This window comes from Roseateles oligotrophus (assembly GCF_014204525.1).
Classification (GTDB): domain Bacteria; phylum Pseudomonadota; class Gammaproteobacteria; order Burkholderiales; family Burkholderiaceae_C; genus Paucibacter_A; species Paucibacter_A oligotrophus_A.
In genome coordinates this window covers 195,715-212,024 of sequence record NZ_JACHLP010000005.1, presented here as the reverse complement: position 1 = coordinate 212,024, position 16,310 = coordinate 195,715, and the positions used below count along the sequence as shown (strand labels likewise).

General features: G+C 65.8%; 16 protein-coding genes and 1 tRNA gene. 13 read left to right on the top strand and 4 right to left on the bottom strand.

All coding sequences use genetic code 11. From position 1 onward, the window contains the following. Positions 1–121: 121 nt before the first annotated feature. Positions 122–211 (bottom strand) — tRNA-Ser (locus HNP55_RS13445). A 201-nt stretch (positions 212–412) separates the two neighbouring features. Here HNP55_RS13445 and HNP55_RS13440 point away from each other — a divergent pair. Further along, positions 413–1,048 carry an ATP-binding cassette domain-containing protein gene (locus HNP55_RS13440; RefSeq protein WP_281385254.1) on the top strand — a complete coding sequence of 212 codons (636 nt, stop codon included), beginning with the start codon at positions 413–415 and terminating at the stop codon, positions 1,046–1,048. An 8-nt stretch (positions 1,049–1,056) separates the two neighbouring features. On the opposite strand, the gene HNP55_RS13435 is transcribed toward HNP55_RS13440, so the two are convergent. Continuing rightward, positions 1,057–1,266, bottom strand: coding sequence for an SDR family oxidoreductase (locus HNP55_RS13435; protein ID WP_348648710.1), 210 nt, complete (start codon positions 1,264–1,266; stop codon positions 1,057–1,059). A 384-nt stretch (positions 1,267–1,650) separates the two neighbouring features. On the opposite strand from HNP55_RS13435, the gene HNP55_RS13430 reads away from it, so the two are divergent. Further along, a complete protein-coding gene (locus tag HNP55_RS13430) occupies positions 1,651–2,088 on the top strand; it encodes a LapA family protein (RefSeq protein ID WP_184300124.1) in 438 nt (145 codons plus the stop codon). Here the strand turns inward: HNP55_RS13430 and HNP55_RS13425 are convergent. Beyond that, the gene (locus HNP55_RS13425; protein WP_221439578.1) at positions 2,085–3,350 is read right to left on the bottom strand and encodes a pyridoxal-dependent decarboxylase, exosortase A system-associated; all 1,266 of its coding nucleotides are present in this window, start codon (positions 3,348–3,350) and stop codon (positions 2,085–2,087) included. The genes HNP55_RS13430 and HNP55_RS13425 overlap by 4 nt on opposite strands. Before the next feature lie 23 nt (positions 3,351–3,373). Next, positions 3,374–5,002 (bottom strand): acyl-CoA ligase (AMP-forming), exosortase A system-associated, encoded by a 1,629-nt coding sequence (locus HNP55_RS13420; protein ID WP_184300121.1) that lies wholly within the window; start codon positions 5,000–5,002, stop codon positions 3,374–3,376. Between the two features lie 289 nt (positions 5,003–5,291). On the opposite strand from HNP55_RS13420, the gene HNP55_RS13415 reads away from it, so the two are divergent. From HNP55_RS13415 to kdsA, 11 genes are all read left to right on the top strand, one after another. Continuing rightward, the gene (locus HNP55_RS13415; RefSeq protein WP_184300720.1) at positions 5,292–5,540 is read left to right on the top strand and encodes an acyl carrier protein; all 249 of its coding nucleotides are present in this window, start codon (positions 5,292–5,294) and stop codon (positions 5,538–5,540) included. 17 nt (positions 5,541–5,557) lie between these two features. Beyond that, positions 5,558–6,397: a hydrolase 2, exosortase A system-associated gene (locus HNP55_RS13410; protein WP_184300117.1), complete on the top strand. Its 840-nt coding sequence runs from the start codon at positions 5,558–5,560 to the stop codon at positions 6,395–6,397. Next, complete coding sequence (locus HNP55_RS13405) at positions 6,394–7,290, top strand: hydrolase 1, exosortase A system-associated (RefSeq protein WP_184300114.1); 897 nt, start codon at positions 6,394–6,396, stop codon at positions 7,288–7,290. Before HNP55_RS13410 ends, HNP55_RS13405 begins: the two co-directional genes overlap by 4 nt. A 15-nt stretch (positions 7,291–7,305) precedes the next feature. After that, positions 7,306–8,064: a hypothetical protein gene (locus HNP55_RS13400; protein WP_184300112.1), complete on the top strand. Its 759-nt coding sequence runs from the start codon at positions 7,306–7,308 to the stop codon at positions 8,062–8,064. Further along, positions 8,061–9,260, top strand: coding sequence for a DegT/DnrJ/EryC1/StrS family aminotransferase (locus HNP55_RS13395; RefSeq protein WP_184300108.1), 1,200 nt, complete (start codon positions 8,061–8,063; stop codon positions 9,258–9,260). The genes HNP55_RS13400 and HNP55_RS13395 overlap by 4 nt, the downstream gene beginning before the upstream one ends. Then, entirely contained in the window at positions 9,257–10,279 is a 1,023-nt protein-coding gene (locus tag HNP55_RS13390) for a GNAT family N-acetyltransferase (protein ID WP_184300105.1), read from the top strand. The genes HNP55_RS13395 and HNP55_RS13390 overlap by 4 nt, the downstream gene beginning before the upstream one ends. A gap of 174 nt (positions 10,280–10,453) precedes the next feature. Further along, positions 10,454–11,443, top strand: coding sequence for a glycosyltransferase family 2 protein (locus tag HNP55_RS13385; protein ID WP_184300102.1), 990 nt, complete (start codon positions 10,454–10,456; stop codon positions 11,441–11,443). Continuing rightward, positions 11,440–12,903, top strand: a complete 1,464-nt coding sequence (locus HNP55_RS13380; protein WP_184300098.1) for a lipopolysaccharide biosynthesis protein — start codon at positions 11,440–11,442, stop codon at positions 12,901–12,903. Before HNP55_RS13385 ends, HNP55_RS13380 begins: the two co-directional genes overlap by 4 nt. Continuing rightward, positions 12,900–14,183, top strand: coding sequence for a glycosyltransferase family 4 protein (locus HNP55_RS13375; RefSeq protein ID WP_184300095.1), 1,284 nt, complete (start codon positions 12,900–12,902; stop codon positions 14,181–14,183). The genes HNP55_RS13380 and HNP55_RS13375 overlap by 4 nt, the downstream gene beginning before the upstream one ends. Beyond that, positions 14,180–15,325: a non-hydrolyzing UDP-N-acetylglucosamine 2-epimerase gene (gene wecB / locus HNP55_RS13370; protein WP_184300092.1), complete on the top strand. Its 1,146-nt coding sequence runs from the start codon at positions 14,180–14,182 to the stop codon at positions 15,323–15,325. Before HNP55_RS13375 ends, wecB begins: the two co-directional genes overlap by 4 nt. 91 nt (positions 15,326–15,416) lie before the next feature. Next, positions 15,417–16,262 (top strand): 3-deoxy-8-phosphooctulonate synthase, encoded by an 846-nt coding sequence (gene kdsA, locus HNP55_RS13365; protein WP_184300089.1) that lies wholly within the window; start codon positions 15,417–15,419, stop codon positions 16,260–16,262. Positions 16,263–16,310: the final 48 nt, after the last annotated feature.

The window sequence follows — 16,310 nt, the reverse complement described above, 5'->3', positions numbered from 1 at the left end:
TTCTCCGCTTCTTTGACGCAGCCTGCCCCCTACCGCGCGCGGGCACTGCGTGAGGGCAATAGAAAAAGCCCTGAAACACCAAGTCACTAATTTGACAGGCATTTCAGGGCTTCTAATCCACTGGCGGAGAGGGCGGGATTCGAACCCGCGGTGGGGATTAGCCCACACACGCTTTCCAGGCGTGCGACTTAAACCGCTCATCCACCTCTCCGAAGCCCGCTATGATAGCGTACTTTTCCAGGGTGCCAGGGAAGTTCAGCAAGATTTCTGCAAATCTTTTGCTGCCCAGCTTCCCCGAGCGATGTAGCCATCCCGTCGATCCCACGGCGAGGCCTGCCGATACCACCCTGAAGCGCGCGCGACAATGCGGCCTTTCTTTTTCAGGGGCCGCAAGGCGGCCTGAATCGCGAACATGCCCAAGCGCTTTCCAAAAGAATCGGTCCTGCTGTTGGCCCAGGGCCTAGGCCTTGATCTCGGCGGCAAGCCCTTGCTGAATGGATTGAACTTTTCCTTGCACCCGGGCTTGAATCTCCTGCTTGGCGGAGAAGGACGTGGCAAGACCAGCTTGCTGAGGCTGATCGCGGGCACGCTCAAGCCCAGCCGCGGGCAAATCACCCTGCCCGGCCCCGACGGACTCGGCACGCCCAGGATTTTCTACGCCTGCCCAGAGGCGGCCGAACATGACGATTGCCTGGCGCAAGATTGGTTGAACCAGCAGCGCAGCCAATTTCCGGATTGGCAGATGCCCGTCCAGGAAGCCCTGGCCGAGGCTTTTGCCCTGTGCGAGCATCTGGGCAAGTCCATGCGGATGTTGTCCACCGGCAGCCGGCGCAAGATCGGCCTGCTTGCCGCCGCCGCCAGCGCTGCCGAGCTAACCCTGCTGGACCAGCCTTTTGCCGCACTGGACGGCCGCTCCAGCCGCGTCCTGCGCGAATTGCTGCTGGAGGCCGCGGCCCAGCGCGAGCGGGCCTGGCTGCTGGCCGACTACCAATTGCCAGACGGCCTGGCCGATGCGCTATTGCAGACCCAGGTGGATCTGGGCGACTGAAAGCTTGTTCACTGAGCCCTGGCCGCCGCCGCGCTGCGCGCACCGCCATCGGCCACCAGCACCGCGCCGTTGACAAAGCTGGCGTCGTCGCTGGCCAGAAAAGCACAGCAAGTGGCCATTTCGGAGGCAGAAGCCATGCGACCCAGGACGATGCTAGCGTTAGTGCAGCGGCGATGGCTGGGATGGGTGTCCATGCGGTAGCTCTTGTTCTGTCGAATCAGCCGCAGCTGGCTCGCGGAGAGCTTGTCCGTATTCTGTAGAGCGGCATATCGGCCTTGTTGGCGGCCGCCTCGGCGCCGACGCCGGTCAGTTCACGCCCAGGCAGGGCGCGCCTGCAAAGTCCCACGACTTCCGCCAAGAGGCTGCGCCCCCCCCCCCACTCACCCACGCCGCCCTCCTACATCTAGTTTTAAGCCAGCCCGAGCAAGCTCCCCTCCATGCTGCAGGTCTGCAGCAAGCTGGAGTACTGCTTCCGGGCAGTTCGGCGAGCTGCCCTCGGCCACGCAGCGGCGCGCCCGCGAGAGCTGCGCACAGGGGATGGGCACAGGCGTCACACCGGTGTAGAAGGGCGGCATCCTTCCTCCCGCACTTGAAAGCAACTCATGCGCTTCCGCACCCTTGCCCTGCTGCTCCTGCTCGCCCTCATCACCGGCTTTGCGGCCATGAACTGGGCCTTGTTCATCGCCCCCGCCAGCCTGAATCTGGGCCTGGGCAGCATTCAGGCGCCGCTAGGCCTGGTCCTGCTCGGCCTGCTGGGCCTGCTGACGCTGGCCTTCAGCCTCTATCTGGCCTTCTGGCAAGGCACGGTGCTGCTGGAAACCCGGCGCCATGCCAAGGAGATTCAAGCCCAGCGGGAGCTGGCCGACCAGGCCGAAGCCTCCCGTTTCACCGAGCTCAAAACCGTGCTGCAGGCCGAGATGGCCGGCCTGGCCGCCAAGCTGCTGGCCAGCCAGCAAGCCCTGAGCCAGGACATGCGCGAGCACAGCAACGCCCTGGCGGCCCAGATCGCCGAACTGGACGACCGGATGAAGCAAGGCTAGACCAACACTTCGACGCAGTTCGGGTGGCTCAAAAAGCCGGCCGGGCTGGCCGAAGCACCGTAAGCGCCCGACTGGAAAATCACCACCAGATCGCCCTCCGCCGCCACCGGCAGCTCCATGCGATCGGCCAGCAGATCCAGCGGCGTGCACAGAGGCCCGACCACCGTGGCCTGCTCGGTCGGGCCGCCTTGCGGCCCCTTGGCCTTGACCAAGCTGACGGGGTAGTTCTTGCGCAAGACCTGGCCGAAATTGCCCGAGGCCGACAGATGGTGGTTGAGCCCGCCATCGGTCACCAGATAGACCTGGCCGCGCGAGAGCTTGCGGTCCACCACCCGGGTGACGTAGACCCCGGCCTCGCCGACCAGATAACGGCCCAGTTCGATGACCAGGGACGCATGCGGCAGCTCGCGCGCCGCGCGGTCGGCCAGCTGCAAAAGATTGGCCGCGATGGGAGCCAGATCCAGCAAGCCCTCGCCCGGGAAGTAAGGGATGCCGAAGCCGCCGCCCAGGTTCAGGAATTTGACCGGTGCCGGCGCATGGGCGGCCAGGCTCAGGGCCAGCTCGTAAGACTTTTGCTGGGCCTCGCAGATGGATTCGGCGCGCAGATTCTGCGAGCCGGCGAAGAGATGAAAGCCCTCGAAGGCCAGGCCCAGGCGGCCGATCTCGCGCAGCAGCTCAGGCACCGCCTCGGCGTCCACGCCAAACTGCTTGGGGCCGCCGCCCATACGCATGCCCGAGCCCTTGAGCTCGAAGTCCGGATTGACCCGCACGGCCACCCGCGCGGGCAGGCCCAGCCGGGCGCTGGCCGCGGCCAGCGGGGCCAGCTCGCGGGCCGATTCCACATTGATCAGCACGCCCGCGGCGACCGCCTGGGCCAGCTCGATATCGCGCTTGCCCGGCCCGGCAAAGCTCACTTCGGCCGGATCGGCACCGGCGTCCAGCGCCACCTTCAGCTCGCCGGCCGAGGCCACATCGATGCCGTCCACCAGGCCCGCCATCCAGGCCACCACGGCCGGCATGGGGTTGGCCTTCATCGCGTAATGCAGCTTGACGCTGGCCGGCAAGGCCGCGCGCAGCTGCGCCACCCTGGCCTTCAGCAGCTGACGGTCGTAGGCGTAAAACGGGGTCTGGCCGACCCGGGCCGCCAGGCGGGTCAGGGGCTGGCCGCCGATCAGCAGCTCGCCATCCTGCTGGGCGAACTGGCTCATCGGCACATGCTGGGGCGGACGCTTGAGGGCGGGCGGCGAGGGCAAATCGGACATGGCTGAATCGTTCAGAAAAAGGTTCAAAGCTGGGCCTGGCGTTCCAGCCAGGCGCTGGACAGCAGCTTGCGGTCGATCTTGCCGTTAGGGTTGCGCGGCAGCGGCCCGGCCTGGACCTCAAACCCGGCCGGCACCATATAGGCCGGCATGCGCTGGCGGCACTGGGCTTGCAGGGCCGCCAGATCAAGCTCATGAGCACCGGCCGGCGGCGTGGCGATGATCTGGATCGCCTGGCCCAGCGTGGCGTGCTCGACGCCAAAGGCCACGCATTCGCCGACCAGCTGGGTGGCGTAGAGAATCTCCTCGACCTCGGTCGGGCTGACGCGGTAGCCCGAGGTCTTCATCATCTCGTCGCGCCGGCCGATGAAGTACAAAAAGCCCTCGGCATCGCGGCGCACATTGTCGCCGGAGAACACCGCGTACTCGGGCAGCTGCAAGCCGCCCTCGCGGCCGGGCGCGCCGGCCGGCAAGAGCTTGTAGCGCTCGGCCGTTTTCTCGGCATCGTTCCAGTAGCCCAGGCCGACCAGGGCGCCGCGATGCACCAGCTCGCCGGGCTCATCGGGCTCGCAAGCGCTGCCATCCTCGCGCAACACCAGAATTTCGGCGTTAGGAATCGCCTTGCCGATGGAGTCGGGCCGGCGGTCCACCTCCTCGGGCGGCAGATAGGTGGAGCGGAAGGCCTCGGTGAGGCCGTACATCAGAAAAGGCTTGGCCGCCGGCACCCGCTGGCGCAACAGCCCCAAGGTCTCGCGCGGCATGCGGCCGCCGGTATTGGCGAAGTAGCGCAGCGTTTGCTGAATGGTGGCGGGCCATTCCAGCTGGCTGAGCTGGATGTAGAGCGGCGGCACGGCGGTCAGGCCGGTGACGCCCTCCTTCTCGATGGCGCGCAGAACGTCGCGCGGCAGCAGATAGTTCAGCAGCACCACCCGCGCGCCCACATGGAAGGCGGTCGTCAGCTGGCTGAAACCGGCGTCGAAAGACAGGGGCAAGGCCGCCAGCAAGACATCTTGCGCCGTGTTCTCCAGATAGCTGGCCACGCTCTTGGCGCCGGCCACCATATTGCGGTGGGACAGCACCACCCCCTTGGGCCGGCCGGTGCTGCCCGAGGTGTAGAGGATGGCCACCATATCGCTGTCGATCAGCCGGTGGCCGGGCCGGGCCGGCGTGGCGACAAAAGCATCCCAGCGCTGCAGACTCAGGGGCGCGGGCGGCGCAGCGGGCGCTTGATCGCCGGTGATCAGCAGATGGCGCAGGGCCGGGCTTTGCGGCAGGCTGTCCAGCAGCGCGCTGAGGCGCTCCGGCGAGGTCAGCAAGAGCTGCACATCGCAGTCGCGCAGGATGAAGCCGACCTGCTCGGGCTTGAGCAAGGGGTTGATGGGCACGAAGACGCAGCCCGCCGCTGGCGCGCCAAAGCTGGCGATGACGGTCTCGAAGCGCTTTTCCAGATAGATGCCGACCCGCGCGCCGCGCGGCAGGCCCAGAGCCATCAGGCCGGCCGCAAAGCCCTCGATGGCCGCCCCCAGTTGGCGATAACTCATGCCTTCAGCGCCATGAGTCAAGGCCAGGGCCTCGGGGCGCAAGCGCGCCTGGCGCAGAGGCAGCTCGTGCAGAAGGACGGAGTCGCTGGGGGTTTGCGTCAAGGTGGCTGGCATGCGTAAGAGTTTCTATCGGCTTGTTTCTTAGGATTTTGGGCGCGGAGGCGCTCGCGGCGAGCCCCATCGAAAAGCGCGAAAAAGTATCGCATAGGGCGCCAGCAAAGCCGCCGCTTTGCGGCCGGCGGCGGAGCCCTTGGCAACGGGGGCCATTTGAGCGTTAAAAAATCACCCCGGCAGGCCCCGGATCGGGGGGCTTGCCAGAGGAGAAATGAAAAATGTCGCATGTAAGATGCGGCGTCTCTCAACAAGCCCTATTCAGCCCATGTCCACGGGCCTCTTTGCATCCATGACTACCGAAAAGCACGTTCTGCGCATTCTTGAAGAAGTTCTCAGCCTGGGTGGACGCAGCGCGACTTTCGACCGTGACACCCAATTGCTGGGCGCCCTGCCCGAGTTGGATTCGATGGCCGTGGTCAGCCTGCTGACCGCTCTGGAAGAGCAGCTGGGCATCGTCGTGGCCGACGATGAGATCGAGGGCGCCACCTTCGCCACCGTGGGCTCGCTGAGCGATTTTGTTGCGGCCAAACTGGGCTAACAAACCACCCGCCCGGCATGCGCGAACCCCAGGTTTTCTTTCTCGACGCCAGCCAGGGCCAACGCTTCTGCATTTATCACCCGGCCGATCTGCGCGCCGGGCCCGAGCGTGGCCGGGTGCTGCACATCCATGCCTTCGCCGAAGAGATGAACAAGTCCCGCCGCATGGCGGCCCTGCAAGCGCGCCAACTGGCCGCGGCGGGCTTTGCCGTGCTGCAGATGGACTTGTTTGGCTGCGGCGACAGCGCCGGCGATTTTGGCGAGGCCGGCTGGCAGGATTGGCTGGCCGATCTGCGGCAGGCCAAGGCCTGGCTGGACAGCGAATGCGGCCCGGCCGCCCCGCTATGGCTGTGGGGTCAGCGTGCCGGCTGCCTGCTGGCCTGCGAGCTGGCGGCGCAGATCGACGGCAGCGATTGCAACTTCCTGTTCTGGCAGCCCCCCGCCAATGGCCGCCTGCTGCTGCAGCAATTCCTGCGCCTCAAGCTGGCGGGCAGCCTGCTGGAAGGCAATGCCGCCGCCGCCATGGAGGCTTTGAAGGCCCAGATGGCGGCCGGCGAGGTGGTGGAGATTGCGGGTTATGGCCTGTCGCCCGCCTTGGCCGCCGGCCTTGAAAAAACCGTGCTGACGCCGCCCGCGGGCGGCAGCGGCCGGGCCTTGTTCTTCGAGCTGGCCAGCCAGCAGGGCGAGGAAGTCTCGCCCGCCTTGGCGAGCAGCGCCCAGCGCTGGCAGGCCGCCGGCCTGCGGGTGCAGGCGCGCAGAATCCAGGGCCCTTCCTTCTGGCAGACCAGCGAGATCGAGGACGCGCCGGCCCTGCTGAGCGCCAGCCTGCAAGCCCTGCTGGAAGGCGCACCGGCATGAACCAGACCAGCAGCTACCGCGACCGAGCCCTGCTGATCCCTTGCCAGGGCGAGCGCATGCTGGCCCTGTTGAGCGAGCCGGCGCAAGCGCCTGCCGGCAAGACCGGTGTGCTGGTGATCGTGGGCGGCCCGCAGTACCGCGCGGGCAGCCACCGCCAGTTCACGCTGCTGGGTCGGGCCCTGGCCAGCGAAGGCGTGCCGACGCTGCGCCTGGACTACCGCGGCATGGGCGATGCCGAGGGCGATTTGCGCAATTTCGAGACGGTGGGCGAGGATGTGGGCGCGGCCATCGACGCCTTCGTCCAGGCCGCCGGGCTGGAGAGCGTGCTGCTGTGGGGGCTGTGCGACGGCGCCTCCGCCGCCCTGCTTTATTGCGAGGCCCAGCAAGACCCGCGGGTGCGCGGCCTCGTGCTGCTCAACCCCTGGGCGCGCTCCGACAACAGCCTGGCCAAGACCCAGCTCAAGCATTACTACTGGCAACGCCTGAGCCAGCCCGAGTTCTGGAAGAAACTGCTGGGCGGCGGCGTCGGCCGCAAGGCCATGCAGGATCTGCTGGCCAATGCCCGCGCGGCCCTCGGCCACAGCAAGCCCGGACAGGTGCCAGCAGCGCCCTCGACCGGGCAGCAGACAGACAGCCGCCCCTACCTGCAGCGCATGGCCAAGGCCTGGCGCGAGTTCGGCGGGGCGATCCAGCTGATCATCAGCGGCAATGACCTGACGGCCAAGGAATTCCTGGATCACGCCGCCGCCGACCCACATTGGCGTGGCCTGCTGAGCCAGGGCAAGGTACAAAGAGTGGACCTGGCCATGGCCGACCACACGTTTTCAAATCGGGCGGACAGCCTGGCGGTGCAGCAGCACACCCTGGCCTTTGCCCGTCAGACCCATCTTTAGCGCGAGGCAAGTGAATTGAAAAACATACGAACTTTGCCCTCGGCCCTGGCTTTGCTGCTGGGTCTGTGTGCTGCCCTGCCCGCTTTCGCGCAGCTAAGCCTCAGCATCTGCGGCCCGCTCAAAGGCAGCCATTACGGCCCTTACGACTATCGCCCCGACCACCAGAAGCAGTCCTCCGACCCCATGTCGCATGCGGAGAAGCGCGAGCTGGTCGAGCACGCCCACTTCACGCCGCGGGTCGAAAACCTGATCGGCGCGCAGTCGGGCGGCATGATAGGTTCGCCGGGGCCGGACCTGTCCTATACCTTGCGCGCCTTCCCCAACAACCACCGCGCCCTGGTCTCGGTCATCCGTTACGGCGAGAAGTTCAAGACCGAGACGCCGCCCGGTCTGCAATACCCGGTGGAATGCTATTTCGAGCGCGCCATCCGCTTTGCGCCGGACGATGTGATCGTGCGCATCATCTACTCGACCTATCTGACGAAGAAGAGCCGCAGCGCCGATGCCATCAAGCAGTTGCAGATTTCCAGTGATCTGGCGGGCGATCAGCCCTTCACCCATTTCAATATCGGCCTGGCCTACTTTGACCTGAAAGAGTTTGCCGCCGCCCTGCAAAGCGCCCACCGCGCCCAAGCCCTGGGCTTTGAGCGCCCCGATCTGCAGGAAAAACTCCGCGGCGTCGGCCAATGGCAGGAGCCCGCGCCGGTGGAGGCGGCGGCTTCGGCAGCATCCTCAGCTTCAGCGGCTTCAGCCCCGAGTCAGGACAAGCCTTGAGTCGTCCCGCCACCGCCTCCATTCCGCGCCTGCCGGTGCTGGACTGGCACACCTTCTCGGGCTCCAAGCATTCCAGCACGCCCTGCCTGCTGGACCTGCCGCAGGCGCAGCTGACCCATAGCGGCCGCGCCAGCATCCTGCTGGCCCTGGAGATGCTGGGCCTGGGCCGCGGCGACCGGGTGCTGGTGCCCACCTATCACTGCCCCACGATGATCGCGCCGGTGATCCAGCGCCAGGCGCAAGCCCTGTTCTACCCCTTGCGCGCCGACGGCTCCCCCGATCTGGACTGGATCGCGCGCCAGGACCTCGGCGGCGTGCGAGCCATCCTGGCGGCGCATTTCTTCGGCATCCCCCAGCATCTGGCGCCGCTGCGCGCCTGGTGCGACGAGCGCGGCATCCGCCTGATCGAAGACTGCGCCCACGCCTTGTTCGGCGTCTCGGACGGCCAGGCCGTGGGCAGCTGGGGCGACCTGGCCATCGCCAGCCTGACCAAGTTCCTGCCCGTGCCCGAGGGCGGCTGCCTGATCAATAACCGCCTGCTCGGCCAGGCCTTCCCCAGCCTCGCCAGCCCCGGCGCCAAAAGCCAGCTGAAGGCGGCTTTTGACATCGTCCACGTCGGCGTCAACCATGGCCGGCTGAAGGGCCTGAACCGTCCCTTCAGCGGCCTGCTCAGCCTGCTGCAGCGCTTCAAGCGTCGCGGTGAAGCGCTGGCCCCGGCGCAGGCGGCAGCGGACGATTACGCCGAGAGCTTTGACATCGATCTGGGCCAGTCCCACCGCGCCCTCACCGCCGCCAGCCGCTGCATGGCGCAGTACGCGCCGCGCGAGCGCATCGTCGAAGGCCGGCGCCAGCAATACCGGTTTTTTGCCCAGGCATTTGCCGGCAGCCAGGCCTTCAGGCCGCTGATGCCGCAGCTGCCCGAGCATTGCGCACCCTATGTCTTCCCGCTCTGGGTGGACGACCCCGACCCGGGTTATTTTGAGTTGCGCCGCCTGGGCCTGCCCGTCTCCCGCTGGGACAGGCTGTGGCCCGAGGTTGGCGAGATCGCCGGCGACCACGGCCAGCAATGGTCGCACCACATCCTGCAACTGGCCTGCCATCAAGACCTGAGCCAGCAGGAGTTGCAACGCATGCTGGCCCTGGTCCAGGACATTTATTCCCCCACCACAAAAACGACAAGCAAGGGCGAAGCATGAGTTGGTCCATTCACCCCATCAAGGCATTTGCGGAGCACAGCCAGGCCTGGGACGCGCTGGCCCGGGGCCGCGTCGGCGCGCCCTTTTTGCAAGCGGCTTTTCTGCAACCGGCGCTAACTGCTTTCGCCCGCGGCGACGAACTGCTCTGCCTCTACAGCAGCCAGGGCCAGCTGCGCATGGCGATGATTGTGGGCAGGCAGGCCAAGGGCATGTGGCAGACCTTCCAGCCCTCGCAGCTTCCGCTGGGCGCCTTCGTCAGCGATGGCAGGGTCGACATCGCCGAGGCCGCGGCCAGCCTTTGGTCACAGCTGCCCGGCCTGACCCTGGGCCTGGGCCTGACCCAGCTGGATCCCAATTTCGACGGCCGCCCGGCCGACTCCGGCCTGCTGCAGAGCAAGGACTACATCCAGACCGCCTGGGTCGATATCGCCGGCCCCTTCGATGCCTACTGGGAGGCGCGCGGCAAGAACCTCAAGCAGAACACCCGCAAGCAACGCAACAAGCTGCAAAGCGAGGACATAGCACCGCGGCTGGAATGCCTGCAGGCCGTCGCCGACATGGGCCCGGCCATCGCGCAATACGGCCGGCTGGAAAGCGCCGGCTGGAAGACCGCCGACGGCACGGCCATCCACCCCGACAACGAGCAGGGGCGCTTTTACCGCCAGATGCTGGAAAACTTCGCGGCCCAGGGCCGGGCGCGGGTCTATCAATACTGGTTTGGCGACAAGGTCGTGGCCATGGACCTGTGCATCGAGGACGACAGCGTCATCGTCATCCTCAAGACCACCTACGATGAGTCCTACAAGGCGGTGTCGCCCTCCACCCTGATGCGGCAGACCGAGTTCCAGCAATTGTTCGACGAACAGAAGTTCAAGCGCATCGAGTTCTACGGCAAGGTGATGGAATGGCACACCCGCTGGACCGACACGCAGCGCGGGCTCTACCACGCCAATCTCTTCCGCTTCGGTCTCATCCCCAAGCTCTTGGCGCTTAGGGCAAGGCTGAATAAGTCCCCGTGATGCGGCGCGCCTCGATTCGGGATGGCCAACAAGGCGCAAACCGCAGCCATAGCCCTAGCTATGGTGAGGATTTGCAACGCCGTTGGACGCCCGAAGCGAGGATGCGCAGCGCACGAGGGGCTTGTTCAGCCTTGCCTTGAGGCCCAACTCAACAAGAAAAGTTGATCCCAGTCCATGAACACAAGTCCAAAGATCGCCGTCATCATCCCCTTCTTCCAAAGGGAGTCGGGCATTCTCGAGCGCTCGCTGAACTCCATCCTGGCTCAGGGCTACCCCGCCGACGCGATCTACGTGCTGGTGGTCGATGACGGCTCGCCCATCCCGGCCGAGCAGGAACTGGCCAACAATCCCATCGCCCAGCAGCTGCGAGTGCGGGTCATCAAGCAGGCCAATGCCGGCCCCAACGAGGCCCGCAACACCGGCCTGGCCCATCTGGAGCCCGGCACCGATCTGGTCGCCTACTTGGACTCCGACGACGAATGGATTGGCCAGCATCTGCAGCGCGCCGTGCTGGCCCTGGGCGCGGGCGCAGGCAATGCCTACTTCGCCAATCTCTTCCATCTGGGCGACACCACCAACGAGTTCGACAAAGCCAAACGCGTCAATCACGCGGATCACCCACCGCTGAACGGCGACGCCAGCCTGCGCGTCTACCAGGGCGATATGGTCCACCAGATCGCCACGGCCAATATCATCTTCATGCCCTCGCTGGTGATCTCGGTCGCCGACCTGGGCCGGGCGCGCTTCCCGCAAGCCCACCGGCATGGCGGCGGCGACTACCTCTACTGGATGGACCTGATCAGCCACGGCGCCCGCTTCGTCTACTCCACCGAGGCCGAGGTCCGCTGCGGCCGCGGCATCAATATGTGGTACGGCAGCGGCTGGGGCACCGACGGCCTGGCCATGCGCATCGTGGACGAGGCGCGCTTCCGCCGCAAGGTGCTGCAGAACTACGCCCGCGCCGAGCGCACCAAGACCAGCCTGCGCGCCCGCCTGGCCGAGTTGCAGGCCAGCATGGTGCAGGACGTGCTGCACCGCCTGCGCGCCCGCAAGCCGGTGAACTGGCAGACGGTCAAGCTGTTCTTCCGCGAAAACCCGCCGGGCGGCGCCATGCTCGGCCACTTGTTCGGGGCCCTGAAGGCCAAGTTCGGCGGGGCTCGATGAGCGTCCGCAAGGCCTTGCTCTGGTCTTTTGCCGAGCGCTATTTCAGCCTCGGCATCACGGTGATCAGCACCATGGTGCTGGCCCGCCTGCTGACGCCGGCCGAGGTGGGCGTGTTCTCGGTCTGCGCGGCCTTTGCCGCCGTGGCCGGCATCCTGCGCGATTTCGGCGTCAGCGAATTCCTGATCCAGGAAAAAGAGCTGACGCAGGACAAGATCAAAGCCGCCTTCGGCATCGCCATCGTCGTGGCCTGGACCATAGGCCTGCTGGTGTTTTGCTCCCGCTACTTTGTGGCCGGCTATTTCGCCGAGCCCGGCGTGGCCAAGGTGCTGGCGGTGATGAGCCTGAACTTCTTCATCCTGCCCTTTGCCTCGCCGGCCTTCGCCCTGCTCAATCGCGAGATGGCCTTCCGCAAGATCTTCATCGTGCAGACGGTGGCCAACGCCATCCAGACCGTCTCGGCCATCACCCTGGCCCTGAACGGCTTCAGCTATATGAGCCTGGCCTGGGCGCCGGTGATCAGCATCGCCTGCCAGACCTTGCTGCTGGGCTATCTGCGGCCGCGCGACTCCTTTTTGTGGCCCAGTCTGAAGAATGCCCGCAGCGTGCTGGGCTTTGGCTCCATGTTCGTCAGCTCGCGTGTCATCGAGACCCTGACCAATAACACCCACGAGTTCTTCATCGCCAAGCAGTTCGGCTTTGCCTCGGTAGGCATCTTCAGCAAGGCCGCCGGCCTGATGGATTTGTTCCACAACAATGTGGCCTCGGCCATCATGCGGGTGGCCACCCCGGCCTTTGCCAAGGACCACCGCGCCGGCAATTCCCTGGTCGAGTCCTATGCCCGCGGCACGGCGGTGCTGACTTCGCTGTCCTGGCCATTCTTCGGCTTTGTGGCGATTGCCTCCGGCCCCATCATCCGCGTCCTGTTCGGTCCCAAATGGGATGCGGCCGCGGCGGTGGCGACGATTCTTGCCATCACCATCATGCCCAACGCGATGATGAATCTGGCCCCCAATCTGCTGGCGGCCACCGGCAATATCAAGCGCCGGCTCAAGATCACCCTGGTCTACGCGCCCATCCACATCGTGCTGATCGCCCTGGCCTCCACCATCAGCCTCAAGGCCATGGCGGCGGTGTTCGGGCTCAGCAATGCCATCATGGTCTTCCTCTATCTGCGCCAGGTCAGCATCATCCTGAACACCCGCATCCGCGACATCCTGCGCCCCTCGCTGGCCAGCCTGTGGGTGGCGCTGGCCTCGATCGCTCTGCAGGCCCTGGCTTTCGAAACCTGCCTGCTGCTGGAGCTGCCCGGCCTGATCAGCCTGATCGCCACCGGCCTGGCCGCGGTGCTGGGCTGGGTGCTCTGTGCCCGCCTGATCAATCATCCGGCCTATGCCGAAGTCAGCCGTCTGGTGCTGGATGCCTGGAACAAGAGACAAGCCCGCAAAAAAGCAATGCCATGAAGATAGGAATCGTCACCACCTGGTTTGAACGCGGCGCCGCCTACGTCTCGCGCCAGTACCGCGATGTGCTGGCCAAGGAACACGAGGTCTTCATCTACGCCCGCGGCGGCGAGTCCTATGCCCAGGGCGACCCGGTGTGGGACACGCCCGACGTCAGCTGGGGTCGCCAACTGCCATCCAAAGTGCCGACCGAGATGTGCTTGAAGGATTTCGAGCAGTGGATTCGCGTCCATCGGATCGAGCTCGTGATCTTCAACGAACAGTGGTGGTGGCCGGCCGTGGCCCATGCCAATGCCCTGGGCGTGATCAGCTGCGCCTATATCGACTACTACACCGAGACCACGCTGCCCTTCTTCGGCCTCTACGACCGGCTGATCTGCAATACCCAGCGCCATCTGAGCGCGTTTGACTGGCATCCCGGCGCCGTCTTCGTGCCCTGGGGCACGGACATCTCGGTCTTCAAGCCGCAAGCCCGGCCGGCCGCGCAGAACAAGCAGGAGATCGTCTTCTTCCACTCGGCCGGCATCAGCCCCGGCCGCAAGGGCACGGATCTGCTGCTGAGCGCTTTCGAGCAGGTCAAGGGCCCGGCCAAGCTCTTGATCCACATCCAGCGTGACCTGAAAAAAGCCTTGCCCGAGCAGGCCGCGCTGATCGACAAGCTGCGCGCCGAGGGCCGCTTGCTGACCGAGGAACGCACCGTCAGCGCCCCCGGCCTCTTCCATCTGGGCGATGTCTACGTCTACCCCACCCGGCTGGAGGGCATAGGCCTGACCATCATGGAGGCGGCGGCCTGCGGCCTGCCCGTCATCGTGAGCGATGCGCCACCCATGAACGAGTTCATCCAGCACGAGCAGAACGGCCGTCTGGTCCGGGTGGCGCGCCAGATCGCGCGAGCCGATGGCTATCTCTGGCCGCAGGCCATTGTGGACATCGCCAGTCTGCGCGAGGCCCTGCAGTGGTATGTCGACCACCCGGAGCAACTCGGCGCATGCAAGGCCCGCGCCCGCGCCCATGCCGAACAGCACTTCGACTGGCAAGGCGCCGGCGCGAGCCTGCTGCAAGCCCTGGCCACGGCCCGCAAGCGCCCGGCCGCCGACACCGCCGGGCTGCAAACCCGCATCGCCGAATACACCGAACAACAGCGCCTGCAACACCGCATCAGCCGCAATCTGTGGCTGCGCATGTGGCTGAGCTATCGCGCGCCGGGCCTGCTGGCGCTGCTGAAGAGCGCAAGGAATTTGTTGACGGGCAAACCGTCCAAGAAAGCAGTTGCACCATGAGCAAACTCAAAGTCCTGGCCATCTTCGGCACCCGCCCCGAGGCCATCAAGATGGCGCCGGTGGTGCTGGAACTGCAGCGCCGCACGGAGCAGTTCGAGGTGCAGACCTGCGTCACCGCCCAGCACCGCCAGATGCTGGACCAGGCCTTGCTGCATTTCAATCTGGGGCCCGATTTCGATCTGGACATCATGCAGGCCGGCCAGGACCTCTTCGACCTGACGGCCCGCTGCCTGCTGGGCTTGCGCACCGTGCTGCGCCAGGCCAGGCCCGATATCTGCCTGGTGCATGGCGACACGACGACCAGCTTCGCCGCCGCCCTGGCGGCTTTCTACGAGCAGATTCCGGTCGGCCATGTGGAGGCGGGCCTGCGCACGAACGAGCGCTACTCGCCCTTCCCCGAGGAACTCAATCGCAGCCTGAGCGGCCGCCTGGCCAGCCTGCACTTCGCCCCCACGGCCAGCAGCCGGGACAATCTGCTGCGTGAAGGCATTCCCGCGGCCGATATTTTTGTCACCGGCAACACGGTCATCGATGCTCTGCTGTGGACGGTGGCGCGTTTCCAGGACCAGCCCGAGGTGCGCGAACGCCTGCATCAGCAGGTGGTTCAAAACGGCTACACGGTGGGCGAGCGGCCTTTTGTGCTGATCACCGGCCACCGCCGCGAGAACTTTGGCGAGGGCTTCAAAAACGTCTGCCAGGCCTTGTTGCGGATCGCCCAAGAGCGCCCCGATATCGATCTGGTCTACCCCCTGCACCTCAACCCCAATGTCAAGCTGGTGGTGGAGGAGATGACAGCCGGCCAGGCCAATATCCACCTGATCCCGCCGCTGGAGTACGAGAGCTTTGCCTATCTGATGCTGCAGTCCACCCTGATCCTGACCGATAGCGGCGGCATCCAGGAAGAAGGCCCCAGCCTGGGCAAGCCGGTGCTGGTCATGCGCGATGTGACCGAAAGGCCCGAGGCCGTGCTCGCGGGCTCGGTGCGCCTGGTGGGCACCTCGGCCGAGAAAATCGTCGCCAATGTGCTGGAGCTGCTGAACCAGCCCCAGGCCTACCAGGCCATGAGCCAGGCCAAGAATCCCTACGGCGACGGCACGGCCGCCCGCCAGATTGCCGCGATCCTGAGCCGTTTCAAGCCCTGAGCGCACGGCCTCTGCCGAGGCCCAGCCGCTACACTTGAGCCCATTCCGAGCAGGCCCGGCCTGCCGACAAGAACTCAAGGACTTCGCGCTCATGCAGATCACCATCGCCCCCCAAATCACCGTCGCCAACGACAAACCCTTCGTCCTGTTCGGCGGCATCAATGTGCTGGAATCCAAGGAGCTGGCCCTGCGCGCCGCTGCCGAATATGTGCGCGTGACGCAGAAGTTAGGCATTCCCTATGTCTTCAAGGCCAGCTTCGACAAGGCCAACCGCTCCTCCATCCACTCCTACCGCGGCCCCGGCCTGGAAGAAGGGCTGAAGATCTTCGAGGCGGTCAAGACCGAGTTCGGCGTGCCCCTGATCACCGATGTGCACGAACCCTGGCAGGCCAAACCCGTGGCCGAGGTGGTGGATGTCTTGCAACTGCCCGCCTTTCTGGCCCGCCAGACCGATCTGGTCGTGGCCCTGGCCCAGACCGGCCGCGTCATCAATATCAAGAAGCCGCAGTTCCTCAGCCCCTCCCAGATGCAGAACATCGTCGAGAAGTTCAAGGAAGCCGGCAACGAGCAACTGATCCTCTGCGACCGCGGCAGCTGCTTCGGCTACGACAATCTGGTGGTGGACATGCTGGGCTTTGGCGTGATGAAAAAGAGCTGCCAGAACCTGCCGCTGATCTTCGACGTCACCCACGCCTTGCAGCAGCGCGACCCGGGCGGCGCCGCCTCCGGTGGCCGCCGCCAGCAGGTGGCCGAGCTGGCCCGCGCCGGCCTGGCCGTCGGCCTGGCCGGCCTGTTCCTGGAGGCTCACCCCGAGCCCGACCAGGCCAAATGCGACGGCCCCAGCGCCCTGCCCCTGGACCAGCTGGAGCCCTTCCTGAGCCAGCTCAAGGCCCTGGACGATCTGGTCAAGAGCTTGCCGGCGCTGGAGATTCGCTGAGTTCCTTGGTGACTCAGAACTGCCCAAGCCGGCAAACCGATGTATTCT

Excerpts from the sequence above, each read along its gene's own strand:
- HNP55_RS13440 (WP_281385254.1), top strand. The coding sequence starts at position 413 with ATGCCCAAGCGCTTTCCAAAAGAATCGGTCCTGCTGTTGGCCCAGGGC.
- HNP55_RS13430 (WP_184300124.1), top strand. The coding sequence starts at position 1,651 with ATGCGCTTCCGCACCCTTGCCCTGCTGCTCCTGCTCGCCCTCATCACC.
- HNP55_RS13425 (WP_221439578.1), bottom strand. The coding sequence starts at position 3,350 with ATGTCCGATTTGCCCTCGCCGCCCGCCCTCAAGCGTCCGCCCCAGCAT.
- HNP55_RS13420 (WP_184300121.1), bottom strand. The coding sequence starts at position 5,002 with ATGCCAGCCACCTTGACGCAAACCCCCAGCGACTCCGTCCTTCTGCAC.
- HNP55_RS13415 (WP_184300720.1), top strand. The coding sequence starts at position 5,292 with ATGACTACCGAAAAGCACGTTCTGCGCATTCTTGAAGAAGTTCTCAGC.
- HNP55_RS13410 (WP_184300117.1), top strand. The coding sequence starts at position 5,558 with ATGCGCGAACCCCAGGTTTTCTTTCTCGACGCCAGCCAGGGCCAACGC.
- HNP55_RS13405 (WP_184300114.1), top strand. The coding sequence starts at position 6,394 with ATGAACCAGACCAGCAGCTACCGCGACCGAGCCCTGCTGATCCCTTGC.
- HNP55_RS13390 (WP_184300105.1), top strand. The coding sequence starts at position 9,257 with ATGAGTTGGTCCATTCACCCCATCAAGGCATTTGCGGAGCACAGCCAG.
- HNP55_RS13385 (WP_184300102.1), top strand. The coding sequence starts at position 10,454 with ATGAACACAAGTCCAAAGATCGCCGTCATCATCCCCTTCTTCCAAAGG.
- HNP55_RS13380 (WP_184300098.1), top strand. The coding sequence starts at position 11,440 with ATGAGCGTCCGCAAGGCCTTGCTCTGGTCTTTTGCCGAGCGCTATTTC.
- HNP55_RS13375 (WP_184300095.1), top strand. The coding sequence starts at position 12,900 with ATGAAGATAGGAATCGTCACCACCTGGTTTGAACGCGGCGCCGCCTAC.
- wecB (WP_184300092.1), top strand. The coding sequence starts at position 14,180 with ATGAGCAAACTCAAAGTCCTGGCCATCTTCGGCACCCGCCCCGAGGCC.
- kdsA (WP_184300089.1), top strand. The coding sequence starts at position 15,417 with ATGCAGATCACCATCGCCCCCCAAATCACCGTCGCCAACGACAAACCC.